This window comes from Paenibacillus sp. FSL L8-0333 (assembly GCF_037965665.1).
Taxonomy (GTDB): domain Bacteria; phylum Bacillota; class Bacilli; order Paenibacillales; family Paenibacillaceae; genus Paenibacillus_AQ; species Paenibacillus_AQ odorifer.
On record NZ_CP150186.1, the window covers coordinates 5,920,282 to 5,938,952 of the forward strand.

Consider the following 18,671-nt stretch of genomic DNA (forward strand, 5'->3'; position numbering starts at 1 on the left):
TAAAGTATATCAAAATCCGGCAGACATTATCTACTAAAAAGCGCGTGCCGCAAAATATCTCCCGAATGGTCTGGATTATGATCCCCACATATCATTGCTCAAAAAAATAGATGTATTTCCTACACTTACTTGAAGTATTAGCATTTTCATTAGCCTTTAGTTGCATTTGATGCAATTAAAATTAAGTTGTGCACGCTTTTCCGCCTTATCCGGTGATTATAGTTGCAGAAAATACATCTAAAAGACTAATCATAACGAGATAAGCGATTTTAATTGTACAAAGTGCAGTTATTAGAAAAGTGCCCAGATCCCCCAAACACCGTCTGAAGTCCAATCTTTTAGATCTTAGCATTACAAAAAATCTCCCTGCATCCTCTGCAGGGAGATAGCATTAACTCAAGGTTTAGTTATTCTTCAGCCAAACCACATTATCTTCATCTTGGCCGTTTACAGGCCACCAATGGAAACCTTCTTTAGCAAGCAGTTCATCTGCTTCCACTGGACCCCAAGAGCCAGCAGGATAAGAAGATAAGTCGCTAGACTCTTCGCTCCATGCTTTCGCAATACGATCCACGAACGACCATGCCGAGGATACCTCATCCCAACGAGTGAAATAAGTTGAATCTCCGCGTGCCGCATCATGTAGCAAGCGCTCATATGCTTCCGGAGAATTGATTCCAACCAGGCAGCTCTGACAGAAGTCCATAGCCAGCGGTTGAATCTCAGACTCGGAACCCGGTTTCTTGGCATTAATCTTTACGTAAATGCCTTCCATTGGGTTCACACGGATTACAAGGAGGTTAGGCTCAAGTTTATGCTTTTGTCCCAAATAAACGTTGGTTGGCATACCTTTGAACTCAACTACCACTTCCGTCGTCTTCACCGGGAGACGTTTACCTGTACGGATGTAGAAAGGAACTCCAGCCCAGCGGAAGTTATCTACAAATACACGGGCAGCAAAATACGTCTCTGTATTCGACTCAGGATCAACCTTATCTTCCTGACGGTAAGCAGGAAGGGTTTTGCCTTGGTGTAAGCCTTGAATATATTGTGCTCTTACGACATTCTCACGAACCTCATCAGATGTCGCATAAGGACGAAGGGAACGAAGTACCTTCACTTTCTCATCACGAATATCTTCTGCGAGCAGACGGCTTGGTGGTTCCATAGCAATCATAGTCAGTAGTTGCAGTATATGATTCTGGCCCATGTCCCGTAAGGCTCCCGCATGGTCATAGTAACCACCGCGTTCTTCTACACCTACGGTTTCGCCAAGTGTAATTTGAATATTGGCAATATGTTTATTATTCCAGAGCGGTTCGAAAAAAGCATTAGCAAAACGAATCACTTCGATATTCTGTACCATTTCTTTACCAAGATAGTGGTCAATCCGGTAAATTTCCTCTTCTTTGAAGACCTGACGAATCTGTTCGTTCAGCTGTTCAGCCGACTCCAGATTATAGCCAAAAGGCTTCTCAATTACGAGGCGATTCCAACCCGTACTATCCAGCATCCCGCCAGCTTTAAGGTTGAAGGAGACACTGCCGAATAATTCAGGCGCCAGCGCAAGATAGAACATCCGATTGCCCGGAATACTGAATTTCTCTTCAAGAACTTCAGTTTGTGCTCTTAGCTCGCGGAAACCATCAATATTGTTTATGTCCAGAGATTTGTATTCGAAATGCTGTACAAATTCATTCCATTCGCTCTCTTCTCCCGCTTTGTAACGGCAGAATTCAAGGATGGATTCCTTCACATCACTTCTAAATTCTTCCTGAGTACGCGGGCGCCGCGCCACGCCAATTACCGCAAAATCTTGTGCCAGCTTACCTTCACGGTACAAGCTGTAAATCGCCGGGAAAAGCTTACGCCGGGCTAAGTCTCCGGTTGCCCCAAAGATAAAAAAGACAGCACCGGGTGTGTGCAGTGCATCAAGGGTTTGATTTTCAGCCATGGCTCCTCATCTTTCTGTATGTAATATAGTTTATTGACATGCTCAGCGTCGAAACTAATATAAGGTGAATAACGACGTTATGTCATTTTAGCATATTCCTAAAAAGGATGCTATCACATTCCTGACAGATACTCTCGGGATTTCGCAAATTTCAATTAATATTTCTTATTATTAACTATATCTGCGCTTATATAAGAGAAAAATGTCAATATTCGATGGTTATTAAAGGAAAGCCTATAGTTACGCGGTTTGTCCCCTTCTGATCTTCATGATGCACTGCGATTTGGGCAGAAACTGACTGATTTCCACTCATCACAGAGCGATTCAAATTAGGAATCGAGTACGTACGGCTAACCGTTGAGATATCCTTGTAGCTTTCTCCTCCGGTCACAGCTTCAAACCGGTCATGCATCAATGACTCCGTCTGTGCTAGAACTTTTTCAGGTGCTCCCTGTTCTTGCGCGCTTCCTTGAAGGGATACATTCCATTCGGCCTTAATTTTATTCTGTTCAAGAATCATACTTACTTCACGAGCAGCCGCTTGAAAGCCAGCTTCATTTTGCAGATCAGCCGTATCTAACGTTACAATCACATAACTGTTTCCTGCACTAAGCTCACTCCAAAATAAGGAGAGCCGCGATTCATATGGTTTTACAGCTTCTGTACGATAAGTCATATGTCCATCTTCCTCAGTACCTGACGGTACATTCAATCCGAGACTTGTGCTTAACTTAGCAACTTCGGCAGACAGATCCGCGTAATTGCTGCTTTCTCCCTGCCACTTTAACACTAGACGCAGCGGTGAACCAGAAACCGTCGTTTCTTTTCCAAGATCTATTAAACTCCCAAGAGCATGATTTAGTTCGGCTCCTGTTGAAGCTTGGTTAACGCCCTCATCAAGAACGGTTGAATTCGCTTTAACACTTTGCAGATTAACTAGCAGAGCCGCAGCGCAGCACACGATTATCATTATAAAAAAAGTCCCTTTTTTTGTTCCGTTGTTCAGCTTCATCTTCCGCATATGTCATTCTCCCTTCGAACCTCTCTAGCAATCTACTAGACAGTATGTTCGAATTAGGAGATTCTATACCTGAAATATTCCCACAAAGAGAGGGATTTGTTTCAAGGCGTACTCAGATACTTTGCGGAGGCCCCAAAACTACTTTCTTATATTATAAAAAAAGACTGAAGCAGAGGCTTCAGTCCTTTGTTGTTATTCAGCTAGTCCATTTTTATATGCATAAATTGCTGCTTGGGTCCGGTCTTCCACGCCCAGCTTCGCGAGAATATTCGTTACATGAAATTTCACAGTTTTGATTCCAATAATTAGTTGATCAGCAATATCCTGATTCGATTTACCCTGCGCCAACAGACGTAATACTTCCATCTCGCGCTCCGTAAGCTCTTTATAAGCAGGTGATTCTCCTTTTGCATTGTTTCGAAAACGGTTCATCATTTTAGAGGCCACCTGTGACTCGAGCACGGACTGTCCTCTTGCCGCAGCGCGGATCGCATCCGCCACTTCACTAGCCCGCGAAGTCTTCAGCAGATAACTAAAGGCACCCGCTTCAATAACAGGATACATCTTTTCATCATCCAAATAGCTTGTAAGAACAATAACTTTGATCTCTGGGTATTGCTTCATCAGCTGTTTAGTCGTTTCTATGCCATCCATCCCATCCATTACGAGATCCATTAAGACCACATCGGGATTGTACTCTTGAGCCAGCCGAATACCTTCTTCTCCACTTCCAGCCTCACCTACGACCTCAATTCCATCCTCGGTACCTAAAACAGCTGCTAGCCCGATCCGTACCATCTCATGATCATCTACGAGTAGTACTTTAATTGCTTCCTCCATCTCCATGGTTACTCTTTCCTCCTATTATTCATTGACTAACGGAACGGTAATTTCAATACGCATCCCTTTACCCGGAGCGGTAATGAACTGAATGGAGCCTCCGATTTCATTAATCCGCTCCTGCATGTTCGACAAACCATAGGAAGCTTGTTTGGTGTCGTCCATCTCAAAGCCGATCCCATCATCACGCAACGTCAAGCGAACTGTATCTCCCCGTCTATGCAGCCGGATTTCTATTTTTTCTGCTTTCGCATGACGAAGTGTATTAGAAATCGCCTCTTGGACGATACGGAACAAGTGATTCTCTACCCCTTTTAACAGCTGAACATCAGGGTCCATCTCAAATACAATTTCGATCGGTACCTTGACCTTAAGCTCCTTGATCAATTCCTGCAGACCTTGTTCGAGTCCCTTTCCTTCCAAATAAACAGGTCTCAAATGCAGCAGCAACGCCCTCATCTCCGATTGGGCTACGGCAGACATTTCTTCTATAAGCGCAATTTGCCGCTGGGCTTTATCGAAATCTTTCTCCAACGTCCGGCCTACCGCCGTGGCAGTCATGGAGATTGCAAATAGCTGCTGGGAAACAGCGTCGTGCAGTTCACGCGCAAGCCGCTGCCGTTCCTCCATAATAGCAGATACCCGCGCCTGCTCCGCAAGCTTCGCGTTATTCGTGGACAACCGCTGCAGCGTCGTCACTTGATTCTCCCATTTGCCGCTAATCCGGCCAAGCTGTTCTCCGAGCCTTCCCAGCTCATCATCACCTAGATCCGGCATGGACAGCGTCAAATTTCCCTTTTCCCATAATACGAGGGTCTGCCTAAGACGTTCCAACTGTCGCTTCACACGGAAGCTCTGATAAAAGCCATAACCAATCCCAAAACCCATAGGCAGAAGAATTAGGGTGACGGCTGTCCGCACGCCAAATTTCCAGCTTTCAAAAGGCTTCAAATATCCATATGTATACATGACATACATTATCACAAGCAGCATGACAAAAGAGAACAGAGCCCCCTCACCCATGCTGCGTGATATCATGTTTTTGTTCTTTTTTTCCATACGGGGACTCTCCCTTCTCTATCAAGCTTATCAGGATAAACGTACATCTAGATCTCCCATTAAATAAGAAACACTAAATTTCACTTTGTATTCACTGCTGTCATAATTGGCTGATTTCCAATTCAGACGGTTTAACATTCCTGTATCCCGCTGGTTGCCGAATTCAATGGACCCAAAGAGCACAAAAGCTTCAATTTCCACGCCGTAATCATCGGACAGGTTAATGTCCATATCGCCAAAAATCCCTTGAAACAGCATGACCGTTTCCTTATGATCCGCCATAGCTAATGAAAGATCCACATCGGCCTCACCCAGTACATGCCAAGAGCTAAGGCTGTGCATCACCCAAGGTGAGCGGTCCCAGTCAAATCTGGATGAAAAGTTCTGCTTCTGCATAAACCCTTCCTTGCGCTGCACTCTTTTGGATTTGGTGAAAAACATCCCAAGTGAGATTAAGCAAATCCCCAGCACGAGCACCAAATGGTCCAGCAAAAGCAATACAGCACCTATCCCGAGCAGTTTATAGCCCTGCTTTACTTTGCCTGATGTCGTACGGTAGACGCCCAGCAGCAGGAACAGAAGCGCGACAATGGAGAAAAAGCCGAGCCATCTACCAAAAATCATCATGCAGCCAACAGCAATCAGTCCGATGGCAATCAAACGGTTTCGTTTATCCATTTCGCACCTCCTAAAAGTTTTGCGAAGCAAAACTCATTTTATAATATCGGATAGATATCCGTCACTATGAGGAATATTATCACCGTTAAATATTATAGCTAGCCGCTATAAAAGCCATATCGGTATGGAGATCCATACCGTATGGCTTCTTCTTGTCCAGCATATCATATCCGTCCAAGTTTTAGGAACAGGATTTATTGTTCTTTTTTGTTTAGAGAAGGAGCCGCAGGTGTATCATTCAGCTTGTTTTTCAGTAGCGCCAATTGCTCATCCACTTTCAGTTGCTTCTCAACATCAACGGGTTTGCTATAAGCAGCGGATGGGCTGTAAGGTGCACGCATTACATCTGCTTCAGCCTCAAGCTGCATAATTTTCTCTTCCATCCGGTGGAATCCGAGTGATGCACTGCCACTTTCAATGGAATGTACACTGCTGATTTGCGACATTTGTTTTTTGGCTTTAGCCATTTGAGCACGGGATACAAGCTCATTACGTTTGTTGCGCAGCTTGTAGAACTCATCCTTCATGTCATGCAGTTGTTGCACCAATTCCTTAGCGTGTACTTCAGCTTGTGCGTGAAGATCACTGTATTCCACTTGCTTTTGGTCAAAGTAGATTTTTTCTTCCAACAGCTTGCGAGTTACTTCTTCTTGGCCATTTTTCAGTGCCAGTTCAGCTTGTGATCCACGTTGTGCAGACATTTTTGCTGCTTCTTCCACACGTTGCTTCATACGGCGTTCGTTAGCCATTTGTTTAGCAACTGTTACTTCCGCTTCGTGAATCTCAGCCTCCATATCGCGCAGATATTGGTTAAGCATTACGATTGGGTCCTCTACCTTATCCAACAAGTCATTTACCGACGCTTTTGTCATATCTTTAATTCTTTGAAATACTCCCATGATTTACAATTCCCCTTTCTCATATTTAGACAGTTTTTGTTTGAGTTCTTCTACTTCTTTTTGCAAAGCCTTCTTCTCAATATCCTTCATCATCGCATCCAAACCGGAGTCCGGTGCGGAATAAGCGTTGTTCTTCTCAAAATTAGGATTGTAATTTGGCTGGCGTCCATAAGGTCCATATCCGCCAGTAGCTTGTGGTCCGTGTCCATGTTCCGGTCTGCCTGAGTAGGGTCCGCCGTATGGGCCACCCGGTGCCCCAGGCCCTGGTCCAAAAGGATTATAATGCGTCGGTTCCTTAGGAATGACCATTGCTGCAATGAAGTATACCGGAATCACCGCACCACCTGTGAACGGAATGCTGACCAGTAATAGAATCCGGAATAACGTGGAATCAATACCGAGTGTCTCAGATAATCCACCTGCAAGACCCGTCATCACTTTATCTCTAGTTGAACGATACAATCGACTCATAGCGTTACTCCTTTCCACCATTGTTCAGTTTCTCCTTTAGGCGAGCCATTTCTCTTTCGAGTACGGTCGCTACGGTCTCACCCGCTTGCACCGCATATTCCTGTCCCATGCGCCGCAAATCACGCAAGCTCTTTGCTTCTAATTCCCAATCCGACATCTGATCTTCCAGACGTCCGAACATTTTGGGAACATCACCACCATTGCCATAAGCACTGGCTCTTTGATTCATGCGTTGCTGCAATCGCAGCGACTCCATTCGTGCCGAATAATACTGACGTTTGCTGTACACCGTTTGATACTCTATTTTCAGCTCATTCAGCTGTGCTTCAAGTTCAAACAAGGATTGCTTGCTCTGTTCTAGCAGCCCGCTGTATTGCTCCAGTTTTTCCTCGTGAATGATTTTTTCTTGTAAAGCCAGCTTCGCGAGATGATCCTCGCCTGCTTTCAGTGCCAACAACGCCTGTTCTTCACGTTTGTTTCTCATGGCAGTTGCTTGGTTCACTTGCTGCTGCAATTGCTTCGTGTGGGAAGCATATTGCTGGTACAGCCTTTCAGCTTCACTGATTTCCTCACGGGTTGAATGTAGAAATTGATCAATTAGTTTCACGGGATCTTGGCTTTGCTCCAGACGTTCATTTAGATTAGCTACAGTAATATCCCTCATGCGACGAAAAACACTCATGATCTCCTGCTCCCTCCCTGCTTCTTGTTTAAGTACATTGCTTCTTAATAAGTACCATTATTACTTCTGCCCTTTAATGCTGATACGCCCCAGACGATCAACGCCACTCCTAGAAGTGGTCCAATGATCCAGGAAAGCTTCGCGATCAGGGACATCACACCAATGAACATCAGCACCCAACCGATAATCTTGCGTCCGCTCTTAATCCCGTAGTACCCGAGAACAACCAGCAATACCGGGAAAAGTAATCTGAACATTCCGTGGATCAGAGGAAGCGCAATGCCGAGCAGCATAACCGCACCAATCACAATCAATACAACCGCTAATCCGTTTCCTTGTCTTCTTTGCATTTTTTCTCACCGCCTTTCGTTGTCCTTAACCTTATAGCCTTATTCTAGGGTAAATCGCAGACTTTCAAAACAGACCAACGACGGTTTTTAGTACTGGACCTTAGTCGAGGTAGCTGTACGACTACAGACCACTGTTGGGCTAGTTGTAGGTCATAACCAACCTTTTCACATATAAAAAGGGGATGCGCCCCCATCGAAAATTGAAAGGACACCACCCTACATAGGTGATGTCCTTTTGAACTTTCCTTTATGGTTTAACTATGTGGCTCTTTATCAAAAAACCTCGCTCCGTAATCTTTCAATAATAGTATTCTTAGATATGAAGCCCACTTTCAAGTGCCTACTAAATAAAAATCTCGCTTTCGAATAAATCCCGAGAATGTATAATGATCAAATAAGAAACAAAGGAGAATTACTATGAACATACTGATCGTTGAGGACGACCGTAGTTTAAATAAAGGGATCGCTCTCACTCTTTCTCAAAACAATGTTGTGATCCATCAAGCCTACGATATTGCCGCGGCGGAGCATATCTTCGCAGTTAACCCTATTGATCTCATCATTCTGGACATCAATCTGCCAGACGGCAGTGGGCTGGATTATTGCGAGCAACTTCGCAAGACCTCACGCGTACCCATTATTTTCCTCACCGCCAATGATATGGAGTCCGACATTATCACCGGTTTTGCATTGGGGGGCGATGACTATATCACCAAACCATTCAGCCTAATGGTGCTTCGCGCCAGAGTAATGGCAGTACTCAGAAGAACGGAATCGCAAGGGACTGGAAAAATAACATTGGGTCCGTTAGAACTCGATTTTGAGAAACTGGAGTACAGCAAAAACAAACAATCGCTCCAGCTGAGCAAAACTGAGCAAAAGCTGCTGCGGCTGCTGGTGACGAATACGGGCAATATTTTGACCCGAGAACAGCTGATAGACAAGATCTGGAGCAAGGATGCCGAATTTGTGGATGAAAACGCATTGACAGTAGCCATCAAACGGCTGCGTGCTAAACTTGAGGATGACCCGGCAGCGCCTAAATATATCAAGACCATTTACGGACTTGGATACATGTGGACTGAAAGGCAAAAACCATGAAAACCAATAGCCCACCTGCTAATTTCAAGCAAATTCATAGGCTCTTTTTACTGATCATCCTTATACTAGTGGCCTGTTTTATCGGCAGTATAATGTTTCTGTACGGGTTCGACCCCACTCTGCTCCAACTGACTTCTCTATTCATCATCTGTATATTAGCGACAGGAGCCGTATGGGTCTGGTTATGGAACCGTCAGATCACAATCTATATACAGACCTTGGATACAGCGATTGAGCGGGCTATACATGACCAGCCGCCACTCACTAACTATGAAGAAACCGCTCTGTCTTCGATGGAACATAAACTAAAGCGGTATATAGGGATGGCTAAGGCGAATGAACGAAATATTCAAACAGAGAAAAACAAAATAAAAGAGCTGATCTCGGATATCTCCCATCAAACCAAGACCCCCCTCTCTAATATCATGGTATTCAGTCAGTTGCTGGAAGAGATGCCCGGACTAAATGAGAATGTCCGGCACTACATACAGCATATTAAAGCGCAGTCAGATAAGTTGGATTGGCTGATCCAGTCTCTAATCAAATTATCACGTTTGGAAACAGGAATGATCTCCCTACAGCAGATTGAGGCGAAACCGCTCATACAAACTCTGACGCAGGCTTTATCCCAGATTTATGCACAAGCTGAAAACAAACAAATTACGATCAATATTGACTGCGGGACACACATCTTAGCCTGCCACGATGTCAAATGGACAAGTGAAGCGCTATTCAACCTGCTCGAGAATGCTGTGAAGTACACGCCGCATAGCGGACAAATCTCCGTTCTTGCTGAAAGCAATGAGATGTTCACCTGTATTCACCTTACCGATACTGGGCTTGGAATCCCCAACGAAGAAATCCCTCACATCTTTAAGCGGTTTTACCGAGGGAAGCAAGCGCGTGAATTCGAAGGGGTCGGCATCGGGTTGTTTTTGTCCAGAGAGATTATCACGGCGCAAGGCGGCCATATCAACGTCATTTCTGAAACTGGAAAAGGTACAACTTTCTCTGTTTACCTGCCCCAGCGCTGAAATAGAATGTGTCATTATGGTCAGAATTCAGACACTCTCCTGTCAGATTGATTTGCTACCCTTAAATTATGGACAAACAGATCTCATTGGAGGGGAAGAGTTATGCCGATTCTACAGACTGAAAATTTAAAAAAACACTATGGAAAGGTGGGCTCAAGCGTTAAGGCTTTGGACGGCATATCACTGTCAGTGGAAAAAGGGGAGTTTGTCGCCATTGTCGGCACTAGCGGCAGCGGCAAAAGTACCCTTCTCCATATGCTTGGCGGATTAGATCGGGCAACAGAGGGCAAGGTTTACGTGGACGGGAACGATATTTTTGCGATGAGTGATGAGAAGCTGACCATTTTTCGGCGCAGATCGGTGGGGTTTGTTTTTCAGAACTACAATTTGGTACCCATACTAAATGTGCGGGAGAATATTGTGCTGCCCATTGAACTGGACGGTGGCAAAGTTGACGAAACTTATCTTGATCTGATCATCCGCACTTTAGGCTTGCAGGAAAAGATGAATACTCTACCTTCTAATCTGTCTGGCGGACAGCAGCAACGGGTGGCAATAGCCAGAGCATTGGCGACCAAACCTTCAATCATCTTAGCAGATGAACCTACAGGTAATCTGGACAGCAAAACAAGCCAAGAAGTGCTGATTTTACTTAAACAGATGAGCGAAAAATTCAACCAAACCATTGTGATGATCACACACAATGAACAAATCGCTCAAACTGCTGACCGTATTATCCGTATTGAAGATGGCATCATTTTCACTGGACAACCCCGTAGCTCCGGAGTGAGCCAGCCATGATCAGCACGAATAACCATAAGACTATTGCTACTTTAGCCAAAAAAAGCCTCAAAGCCAACCGTGCTCGCAATTTCACTATCATCTGTGCCATCGTACTGACTACGCTTTTGATCACCACCGTGTTTACCTTGGCGCTCAGTATTAACAAATCGATGCAACGCGCACAAATGCAGACTACTGGCAGCGATTATCATGGAAGCTTCAAATATCTGAATCCTGCCGAGTTTGAGAAGCTGAAGAATCACCCATCCATCAAAGAGTATGGCGTTTTTCTTAAGGTTGGCGATATAAGCACCAGTCTGTTCAAGAATAACCGGGTAGAGGTCCTTCGAATTGACGAGAATTATGCCAAACACGGATTTATCAACTTTATAGCTGGCGGACTGCCCTCCCAAGAGAATGAAATCGTCCTAAATACTTGGGCGCTTGACTTGCTTGGAGCAAAACATGAGTTAGGCCAGACTGTGAAGCTGGATATAGACATTGGTGAAAAAGTCATAAGCCAAGACTTTAAGCTCTCCGGGTATTACGAAACCGATCAAAATTTGGCGATGTCAGGATTAGCTTTTGTATCCGAAGCATTTACACAGAAGAACATTTCCCATATTGACCCGGATATCTCTGAGGCAACGGGTTCTTATGTAAACACCGCAGGTCTAGGGGTGATGTTTAACAATTCTTATAATATTGAACAGAAGGTACAAAAGATTTTGACGGACACCGGCCTGGATGTACCTTATGGTGTCAATCCGGCTTATACAAGTGTGTCTCTCTCCGATAATCTAATGAATATCATTCCTTATGCAGTTGTCATTCTTATCACCATGCTGAGCGGCTATTTACTAATCTACAATATCTTTTTTATTTCCGTCGTGCGGGATGTCAAATTTTATGGCCTGCTAAAGACCATCGGTACCACACCCCGACAACTAAAAAAGATCATCTCCATTCAGGCCCGCTCACTTTATCTAGTCGCATTGCCTTTTGGATTGGGGTTGGGATATCTGCTAGGTCTGCTGATTCTCCCTATGACCTCCTCATTTTTAAACGGTTCTACTGATAATGTCTATTCTGCTAGCCCGTGGATATTTATTGGTGCAGCAGCATTCTCGTTTATGACCGTATGGATCGCCGCAAGCAAACCGGGCCGGATGGCTTCGCGAACCTCGCCGGTAGAGGCTGTAAAATTTGCCGGAGTCAGCAGCGGCGGAAAACGGAACGCCAAAAAATCAAAACATGGCGCAAAACTTCACAACATGGCGTTCTCCAACCTGTTCAGAAGCAAAAAGAAGCTGATCCTGATGCTCTCTTCACTCTCCTTGAGTATCATCTTGTTCAGTACCATTTTCACAGTAATTTCCTCACTGGATGTGAACAAATATCTGGCTTCCTTTATCTCCGGTGATTTTTTGGTTCAGAATGAAGTGTTAGTCAGTATTACAGGGCCTCGAGACGGTGATCCATACAAGCTTTCAGAGGATTTCGCCAACAATCTAAGTAAAATTGACGGTGTAGAAAGTGTTGATAAGGTTTACCACAGATATGTTCCATCTCCTGTCGATGATGCTGTCCGGGCTATTTTGGAGCCAATGGCAGCTGCTGATCCACATCCCTATCTTCTCTCCACTTTAGATAAGAGGGGGGTGATCTACAATAATTTATATGGATTAGATCCGGGCTGGTTTGATCTTGTGGACAAGGATATTATTGAAGGGGAGTTTAACAGGCAGAAGTTTGCTTCAGGAAAATATGCGGTCATAGCTGAGGCCATGTTTATAGAAGAAGATAGCTACCGCGCCTATTATCATCCTGGAGATACAGTCACTTTCGAGAAGTCGGGTAAATCTTATGAAGTGATGGCAGTAGTAAAAAATGATGCAGTATATGCTGCCACAACAAAATCTTTCTCTTTGTTAGGGTACAACGTCTTCCTCCCTGCTTCGGAGCTGCATAAGGAAATGCCGCAAGGTACAGATCCAGCCAATATTGTTTCAGCCACACTTCATGTCGATCCAGCTAAAATGGATTTAGTAGAACAAGCTGCCAAGGCTCTAACAGATTCGACAAATGAATTATCCTTGAAATCCAGGGAGGATTATAAAGATGAGCTCGGTGGATTCATTCGCATTTTTCAAACCGTGGGGTATGGGCTTAGCCTGGTCATTGCTCTAATCGGGGTGCTGAATTATATCAACACTGTACTCACCGGGGTAGTCTCACGCCGCAATGAATTTGCCATGCTGGAGAGTATTGGCATGACCAAAAAGCAGCTAAAACGTATGCTGATCCTTGAAGGATTATACACCGTTTTGCTAACCGTCCTCATAACCTCAACATTAGGTGTATTGCTGACCTATAACCTTTCCAAAAGCATCACGGATAATATGGCCTTTATGGTATTTCAGATGAGTTGGCTGCCGTTTATCCTCACCGTTCCTATTTTGTTAATTCTCGCTTACACAGTGACACTGAGAGCCTATAAAACGTTATCCCAAGCATCCATAGTGGAACGGCTGAGAGAAGCCGAGTAATGTAAGACACACCTAAATAGTCCTATTACAAAAAGGGCAGCCCGGTAAATATCGCCGGGCTGCCCTTTTTTTATAGATCCATATTCAGCTTATTTAAACGCAGGCAACGCAATATCCGCGTAATTATCCTCAAGGAACTTCTTCACTTCAGGACCGCTGATCCGTTTAGCCAGCTTTTGAATGGCGTCAGAATCCTTGTTGTCTTCACGTGCCACCAAAGTAATTGTGAATTCGGAATCTTCGCCTTCCGTAATCAGCGCATCTTTCTTCGGTGTCAATCCTAGTGGGCTCGCATAAGCCGGAGTCATGGCTACTAAATCGCCATCATCAAGCATACGGGCCAGCATTAGGAGATCGACTTCTTCAAACTTGAATTTTTTTGGATTCTCAGTAATGTCTGCTTGTGTGGCTTGAATGCCTACGCCTTCTTTTAGCTTAATAAGATCAGCTGCAGCGAACATTTGCAATGAACGACCGATGTTAGATGGATCATTAGCCATTACAAGCGTAGCCCCTTCAGGAAGATCAGCTATAGTCTTGTAACGTTTGGAGTATCCGCCATAAATAGCGTCATAGACAGGCTGTACCTCTACCAGATTAGAGCCTTTGCTTTCATTATATTGCTTCATATAAGGAACGTGTTGGAAAAAGTTAGCGTCTACCTCTTTATTAGCTAAAGCCTCATTAGGCTGCACATTGTCAGAGAGAACAACGATCTCCAGATCAATGCCATCTTCCTTAAGGAGCGGCTTCACAATATCCAGAATTTCTGTCATAGGTGGGATCAGTGTAGCGATCTTTAATTTGGTTAACTCATCATTACTACCTTTTGCAGCATTATTCTCGGCTGCTTTATTAGAGCCACAACCCGCTACGACCAATACCATTAATGTAAGCACAAGTATCATTGATTTTTTCATTAGTACTACTAACCCCCAGTTTATATATTGAACTATTTTGTATTAACGCTTATCCAACAGCCTTGCGATAGTCCCCCCAGTGAACTGAACCAATTGGACCAATACAATCATCACTAGAATGGCATAGATCATCACTTCCGTCTCAAAACGCTGATAACCATAACGGATAGCGAAATCACCAACCCCTCCCCCACCAACAACTCCCATCACGGTCGAGAAGGAGATAAAACTAATTGTAGAAGTAGTAAGTCCAAGGACTAGACCCGAACGAGCTTCCACGTACAAAAATTTAAAGATCAAGCCCAGCTTCGAGGCTCCCATCGATAATGCTGCTTCAATGACCCCTTTAGGAACCTCCAGCAACGACTGCTCCACTAACCGAGCATAATAGGCAATAGCGATTATAGATAATGGAACCGCTGCTGCAATCGTCCCAATGGCGGTCCCGACCAGGAAACGAGTGACTGGAATTAGCGCAACGACCAGCAGCAGGAACGGAAACGAGCGGATAATATTAACGATACTGTTGAGCACCAGAGACAACGTTGTATTCTCATAAAGCTGCCCTTTTCGGAAAAAAAACAACAAGGTGCCCAGTGGAAGCCCCAGCAGCACTGCCGCTCCAACAGAAATACCAACCATCACAAAGGTTTCACCGATCGAATCCCACATCTGTGCCTGATATTGAAGTACACTATCAAACATGATCTTCCCCCGCTTTACCAAGAATCTGATCGCGGTATGTCCCGGCGCTGGCTGCTGCTGGACGGAATTCACCGTCTTCACGAGAGAACGAATCTACAATGCACCCTTTTTCCATCACCGATACATGAGTACATATGCTTTTGACAACATCCATCTCATGCGTAACAATGACAACCGTTACTCCAAGACTTGAATTCACATGCTTCAGCACGTTCAAGATATCTGTAGTGGTTCCTGGGTCCAGAGAGGACGTTGGCTCGTCACATAGCAATATTCCCGGACTGTTCGCTAGCGCGCGGGCAATCGCAACACGCTGACGTTGTCCTCCGCTGAGCTGTGCAGGATATTGTTTTGCCTTATCTGCCAGTCCAACAAAATCCAGACACTCCTTCACACGTTTCATTCGTTCATGCTTTGGGACATCTGCCAGCTCCAGCGGGATCGAAACATTCCGCTCTACTGTGACGTTATAAACAAGATTAAATTGTTGAAAGATCATTCCAATCTTTTGCCTTGCTTTACGCAGTGCTTTACTAGGCATTTCGGTCAGGTTGTGGCCATCTACAGTAACCGTTCCCTGATCCGGCTGTTCCAGAAGATTCATCAGTCGCAGCAGCGTAGATTTCCCCGCACCACTCTCACCAATGATCCCGTGAATGGATCCCTGCTTTACCTCCAGCGATACCTCATCCACAGCCTGATAGATGCCTTCCTTCAGCTTGAACCCTTTACTTACCCGACTCAGCGACAGTATTAGAAGCTCCCCCTTCCTTTCCCTTATATAATGAACCTCCATGAAGTGAGACATTGTATTACAATTTTCTAAAATCTGTTTTATTAAAAATCTCCTTAAATAATAAGACATTTCTTCTGCTGTGTCATCATTTTTATTTAAATGATATACCAGGAAGTTTGATAAAAACCTAAAAACCCTTTATACCGGGCTCTTTTTACACATTTATTAACAAAATAAAAAGGGTTAGCAAAGGTAATCCTTCCCTCTTGAAATCATGATTCTCCTATTGCCCCACCACTAAACGCTCCACTGTTAATATAGCCATATTTGGTTTTTTTAAGTGTATGAAATGCAGTTAAAGCTACATTTGGTTCGTTGGAGTGTGATTTAAAGACCTGCTGTTACGCAAAAAAGGATGTCTAAGCCAATAGCTTAAGACATCCCATAATTCATATAGTAATCCCTGAATCCCTGATCTATCGAGTCCCATACTCGCTAAATCTTTTATGCCTTCTCGCCAAGCTCTCTGCGAATCTTCAAGAACACTTGGTAGCTGCGTTCCGCACATTCCGAAATCGCAATCGGATGAAATCCGGGCAGATCCGCATATAACGTATCGTGAAGCGGTTCAATCCATGAAGCCGGCAACTTACTTGCTCCAAGCTTCGCTCCCATAATTGAGCCCACAGTTGCCCCGTTACAGTCTGTATCCATTCCACCGTATACGGAAGTGACGACTGTTTTTTCAAAATCATTCCCGCCATAAACAAGCGACGCAGCTACAAGAGCAGCATTATTATTTGTATGGACCGCATCATAGTGGCTAAAAGTATCCCAAATGTTACGAACCAACTCCCGCTCACTTTTGGCCTTCTGCGCAATATCTATCCCCCGCAAAACATCACTGGCCAGACGACTGGTACGCGGAATCTCGCTAAGGCCAATCTCTAGGATCCGTTCATTATCCTTCTCTGCAAAAGCTGCCGATATCATCGCCGCATTAAACATCTCACCGTAGATGCCATTTTTCACATGTGAAAATGTAGCATCACGCCAGCCTAATTCTGCCGCAAGCTCAGGATAACCTGCTGCACCATAAGCCAGTCCATCTGCGCGTATAGCGGCACCAATCCACTCGCGGTAAGGGTTTAAGTGCATCCGCACTCTTTCCTGCCGCACCAGCCAATCCGCAGGCTTCTCGCCATGCAGATGAGAGGTCTCCTGCGCAAAATTCATATATGACTGTGTCTCCGCCGTGCACACCTGACTATATGTTAAATGTGTATGCCACAGCTTTCCGATATCCCAAGAATCCCAGTTCAGACCTTTCTGTTCCAGCAGCATAAGACCCAGGACAGTGTAACGAATATCGTCATCGCTTTCCATATACTTGATCGTCTCGCGGGTACTGGCATGTGTCCATTCGCTTAAGCCAAGACCATATTCAGCCTCTGCCCGTGAATGCCCAGGTGTGTAGCCAGTAATAGGCCAGGCGTCCGCATCCTGAAACCATAGCTCAATATTCTCCCAGCCCGGACGGCCATCTTTCCCATAGAGATAGTCCCAATACTCCAGCGGTTTCCCAAGTGCGCAGCCGACACTTCTACCGAGCCAGGCTCCATAGAACTTATCTCTCCATTCCGCCTCACTCCAGTCCGCCTCAAGCTTACGTGGGCCTTCTGGACGTAGATGACGAATCTCCTCCAGAGAGGATGGCTCTTGATACGGAAAATCCTCACTGATCGTAAGCTCCATTAGCTCATTGTATACCTGCATCAGCTTGAGCTCATCGGCACCAGCAGCCGCTAGCTTATCCGCGAACCCATCAATCTCGCAACCTTCTTCTCCACGCTGAGCGATTTCAAACTGCACGGTCTCTTGAAGTCTCTCCCATCCTGCCATAAGCTACTTCCCTTCAGCCGCTAGCAGCAGCTCTTGATCAAGCTTTTCCAGTGAATCAAAGATCAGCTTCATAAATGCTTCCCGGTCAACTCCCACCAATACTTGCACATTCGCTGGACGATCCGTCTTCTTCCGTCTGTCTGCAACTGTCATTCCCCGCGTCAGCTTGCCTTCTGTCTCCACCGTTACATATAGATGCTCAAATTCAAATAGTTCCGGATGCAGCAGCCAGGCAACAGCACATGGATCATGCAGCGCACTGCCGACATAGCCCATTTTTTTACCGTAAATCGAATAGAAATCCAGCAATTCTCCGACCATTGTAGACACTGGTCCCCGCTCTTTCAATGCTAGGATCTCATCTTCAAAAATAGCAGCCTTATCGGTCACATCCAGACCACTCATTATGATCGGAATCCCCGACTCAAACACAATACGGGCTGCTTCAGGATCTACATAGATATTAAACTCCGCAGTAGAGGTGACATTCCCATAAGAGATACCTCCGCCCATTAGTGAAATTTTTTCAATTCTGTCTTTAATCTCTGGATAAGCCGTGATTAGCAGTGCGATATTTGTTAAAGGAGCCATCGGCACGAGCGTAATCTTCTCCTCTGAAGAACGGATGATATTCAGCATAAACTCCACAGCACCCTGCTCTACAGGGCGGAATTTACTTGGGGGCAAAAGCGGCCCATCCATGCCCGATTCACCATGCGCTTCCTCACCTGTAACAAGCTTGCCGAACAGTGGGCCAGCAGCCCCTTTAGCTACAGGAATGTCAGCATTCACGAAGCTGATCACCTTCAGGGCGTTATCCGTGATTTTATCTAAAATTTGGTTTCCACCAACCGTTGTAATCCCGCGCAGATCTAACTTCTCCGAATTTGCTATGGCAAGCAGTATCGCTATTGCGTCATCATGCCCTGGATCGCAGTCAATAATAATAGGTGTTGGCATAGTTACTCACTCCTTGTCTGTGTATCA

General features: G+C 45.0%; 18 protein-coding genes. 4 read left to right on the forward strand and 14 right to left on the reverse strand.

Going from position 1 to position 18,671, the window contains the following annotated elements:
* Positions 1 to 403: 403 nt before the first annotated feature.
* From zwf to NYE72_RS26320, 9 genes are all read right to left on the reverse strand, one after another.
* The gene (gene zwf / locus NYE72_RS26280; RefSeq protein ID WP_036685526.1) at positions 404 to 1,954 is read right to left on the reverse strand and encodes a glucose-6-phosphate dehydrogenase; all 1,551 of its coding nucleotides are present in this window, start codon (positions 1,952 to 1,954) and stop codon (positions 404 to 406) included.
* Between the two features lie 205 nt (positions 1,955 to 2,159).
* Entirely contained in the window at positions 2,160 to 2,975 is an 816-nt protein-coding gene (locus NYE72_RS26285) for a YwmB family TATA-box binding protein (RefSeq protein WP_076272252.1), read from the reverse strand.
* Positions 2,976 to 3,167: 192 nt separating this feature from the next.
* Positions 3,168 to 3,821 carry a response regulator transcription factor gene (locus tag NYE72_RS26290; protein WP_036685532.1) on the reverse strand — a complete coding sequence of 218 codons (654 nt, stop codon included), beginning with the start codon at positions 3,819 to 3,821 and terminating at the stop codon, positions 3,168 to 3,170.
* Positions 3,822 to 3,839: 18 nt separating this feature from the next.
* Positions 3,840 to 4,874 carry a sensor histidine kinase gene (locus tag NYE72_RS26295; protein ID WP_036685535.1) on the reverse strand — a complete coding sequence of 345 codons (1,035 nt, stop codon included), beginning with the start codon at positions 4,872 to 4,874 and terminating at the stop codon, positions 3,840 to 3,842.
* 30 nt (positions 4,875 to 4,904) lie between these two features.
* Positions 4,905 to 5,552, reverse strand: a complete 648-nt coding sequence (gene liaF, locus NYE72_RS26300) for a cell wall-active antibiotics response protein LiaF (protein WP_036685537.1) — start codon at positions 5,550 to 5,552, stop codon at positions 4,905 to 4,907.
* A 194-nt stretch (positions 5,553 to 5,746) separates the two neighbouring features.
* Entirely contained in the window at positions 5,747 to 6,451 is a 705-nt protein-coding gene (locus NYE72_RS26305; RefSeq protein WP_036685540.1) for a PspA/IM30 family protein, read from the reverse strand.
* 3 nt (positions 6,452 to 6,454) lie between these two features.
* Positions 6,455 to 6,922, reverse strand: coding sequence for a PspC domain-containing protein (locus NYE72_RS26310; protein ID WP_036685653.1), 468 nt, complete (start codon positions 6,920 to 6,922; stop codon positions 6,455 to 6,457).
* Positions 6,923 to 6,926: 4 nt separating this feature from the next.
* Positions 6,927 to 7,604: a PspA/IM30 family protein gene (locus NYE72_RS26315; RefSeq protein ID WP_036685541.1), complete on the reverse strand. Its 678-nt coding sequence runs from the start codon at positions 7,602 to 7,604 to the stop codon at positions 6,927 to 6,929.
* A gap of 44 nt (positions 7,605 to 7,648) precedes the next feature.
* Positions 7,649 to 7,954 carry a hypothetical protein gene (locus tag NYE72_RS26320; RefSeq protein ID WP_036685544.1) on the reverse strand — a complete coding sequence of 102 codons (306 nt, stop codon included), beginning with the start codon at positions 7,952 to 7,954 and terminating at the stop codon, positions 7,649 to 7,651.
* Positions 7,955 to 8,371: 417 nt separating this feature from the next.
* Here NYE72_RS26320 and NYE72_RS26325 point away from each other — a divergent pair, with 417 nt between their 5' ends.
* From NYE72_RS26325 to NYE72_RS26340, 4 genes are all read left to right on the forward strand, one after another.
* Positions 8,372 to 9,055 (forward strand): response regulator transcription factor, encoded by a 684-nt coding sequence (locus NYE72_RS26325; protein ID WP_339210774.1) that lies wholly within the window; start codon positions 8,372 to 8,374, stop codon positions 9,053 to 9,055.
* A complete protein-coding gene (locus tag NYE72_RS26330; RefSeq protein WP_339210776.1) occupies positions 9,052 to 10,089 on the forward strand; it encodes a HAMP domain-containing sensor histidine kinase in 1,038 nt (345 codons plus the stop codon). Before NYE72_RS26325 ends, NYE72_RS26330 begins: the two co-directional genes overlap by 4 nt.
* 102 nt (positions 10,090 to 10,191) lie before the next feature.
* On the forward strand, positions 10,192 to 10,890 hold the full coding sequence (locus NYE72_RS26335) for an ABC transporter ATP-binding protein (RefSeq protein ID WP_036685550.1): 699 nt from the start codon (positions 10,192 to 10,194) through the stop codon (positions 10,888 to 10,890).
* Positions 10,887 to 13,421 (forward strand): FtsX-like permease family protein, encoded by a 2,535-nt coding sequence (locus tag NYE72_RS26340; RefSeq protein WP_339210779.1) that lies wholly within the window; start codon positions 10,887 to 10,889, stop codon positions 13,419 to 13,421. Before NYE72_RS26335 ends, NYE72_RS26340 begins: the two co-directional genes overlap by 4 nt.
* Positions 13,422 to 13,510: 89 nt before the next feature.
* On the opposite strand, the gene NYE72_RS26345 is transcribed toward NYE72_RS26340, so the two are convergent.
* The 5 genes from NYE72_RS26345 to NYE72_RS26365 form a co-directional block, all read right to left on the reverse strand.
* Positions 13,511 to 14,341: a MetQ/NlpA family ABC transporter substrate-binding protein gene (locus tag NYE72_RS26345; RefSeq protein ID WP_036685556.1), complete on the reverse strand. Its 831-nt coding sequence runs from the start codon at positions 14,339 to 14,341 to the stop codon at positions 13,511 to 13,513.
* Positions 14,342 to 14,383: 42 nt separating this feature from the next.
* Positions 14,384 to 15,046 carry a methionine ABC transporter permease gene (locus tag NYE72_RS26350; RefSeq protein ID WP_036685560.1) on the reverse strand — a complete coding sequence of 221 codons (663 nt, stop codon included), beginning with the start codon at positions 15,044 to 15,046 and terminating at the stop codon, positions 14,384 to 14,386.
* Positions 15,039 to 15,800, reverse strand: a complete 762-nt coding sequence (locus NYE72_RS26355; RefSeq protein ID WP_080742734.1) for an ATP-binding cassette domain-containing protein — start codon at positions 15,798 to 15,800, stop codon at positions 15,039 to 15,041. Before NYE72_RS26355 ends, NYE72_RS26350 begins: the two co-directional genes overlap by 8 nt.
* Before the next feature lie 486 nt (positions 15,801 to 16,286).
* On the reverse strand, positions 16,287 to 17,684 hold the full coding sequence (locus NYE72_RS26360) for an ADP-ribosylglycohydrolase family protein (RefSeq protein ID WP_339210781.1): 1,398 nt from the start codon (positions 17,682 to 17,684) through the stop codon (positions 16,287 to 16,289).
* 3 nt (positions 17,685 to 17,687) lie between these two features.
* Positions 17,688 to 18,644: a nucleoside hydrolase gene (locus NYE72_RS26365; protein ID WP_339210784.1), complete on the reverse strand. Its 957-nt coding sequence runs from the start codon at positions 18,642 to 18,644 to the stop codon at positions 17,688 to 17,690.
* Between the last annotated feature and the right edge of the window lie 27 nt (positions 18,645 to 18,671).

Coding starts and splice junctions, on each gene's coding strand:
- zwf (WP_036685526.1), bottom strand. CDS start 1,954: ATGGCTGAAAATCAAACCCTTGATGCACTGCACACACCCGGTGCTGTC.
- NYE72_RS26285 (WP_076272252.1), bottom strand. CDS start 2,975: ATGCGGAAGATGAAGCTGAACAACGGAACAAAAAAAGGGACTTTTTTT.
- NYE72_RS26290 (WP_036685532.1), bottom strand. CDS start 3,821: ATGGAGATGGAGGAAGCAATTAAAGTACTACTCGTAGATGATCATGAG.
- NYE72_RS26295 (WP_036685535.1), bottom strand. CDS start 4,874: ATGGAAAAAAAGAACAAAAACATGATATCACGCAGCATGGGTGAGGGG.
- liaF (WP_036685537.1), bottom strand. CDS start 5,552: ATGGATAAACGAAACCGTTTGATTGCCATCGGACTGATTGCTGTTGGC.
- NYE72_RS26305 (WP_036685540.1), bottom strand. CDS start 6,451: ATGGGAGTATTTCAAAGAATTAAAGATATGACAAAAGCGTCGGTAAAT.
- NYE72_RS26310 (WP_036685653.1), bottom strand. CDS start 6,922: ATGAGTCGATTGTATCGTTCAACTAGAGATAAAGTGATGACGGGTCTT.
- NYE72_RS26315 (WP_036685541.1), bottom strand. CDS start 7,604: ATGAGTGTTTTTCGTCGCATGAGGGATATTACTGTAGCTAATCTAAAT.
- NYE72_RS26320 (WP_036685544.1), bottom strand. CDS start 7,954: ATGCAAAGAAGACAAGGAAACGGATTAGCGGTTGTATTGATTGTGATT.
- NYE72_RS26325 (WP_339210774.1), top strand. CDS start 8,372: ATGAACATACTGATCGTTGAGGACGACCGTAGTTTAAATAAAGGGATC.
- NYE72_RS26330 (WP_339210776.1), top strand. CDS start 9,052: ATGAAAACCAATAGCCCACCTGCTAATTTCAAGCAAATTCATAGGCTC.
- NYE72_RS26335 (WP_036685550.1), top strand. CDS start 10,192: ATGCCGATTCTACAGACTGAAAATTTAAAAAAACACTATGGAAAGGTG.
- NYE72_RS26340 (WP_339210779.1), top strand. CDS start 10,887: ATGATCAGCACGAATAACCATAAGACTATTGCTACTTTAGCCAAAAAA.
- NYE72_RS26345 (WP_036685556.1), bottom strand. CDS start 14,341: ATGAAAAAATCAATGATACTTGTGCTTACATTAATGGTATTGGTCGTA.
- NYE72_RS26350 (WP_036685560.1), bottom strand. CDS start 15,046: ATGTTTGATAGTGTACTTCAATATCAGGCACAGATGTGGGATTCGATC.
- NYE72_RS26360 (WP_339210781.1), bottom strand. CDS start 17,684: ATGGCAGGATGGGAGAGACTTCAAGAGACCGTGCAGTTTGAAATCGCT.
- NYE72_RS26365 (WP_339210784.1), bottom strand. CDS start 18,644: ATGCCAACACCTATTATTATTGACTGCGATCCAGGGCATGATGACGCA.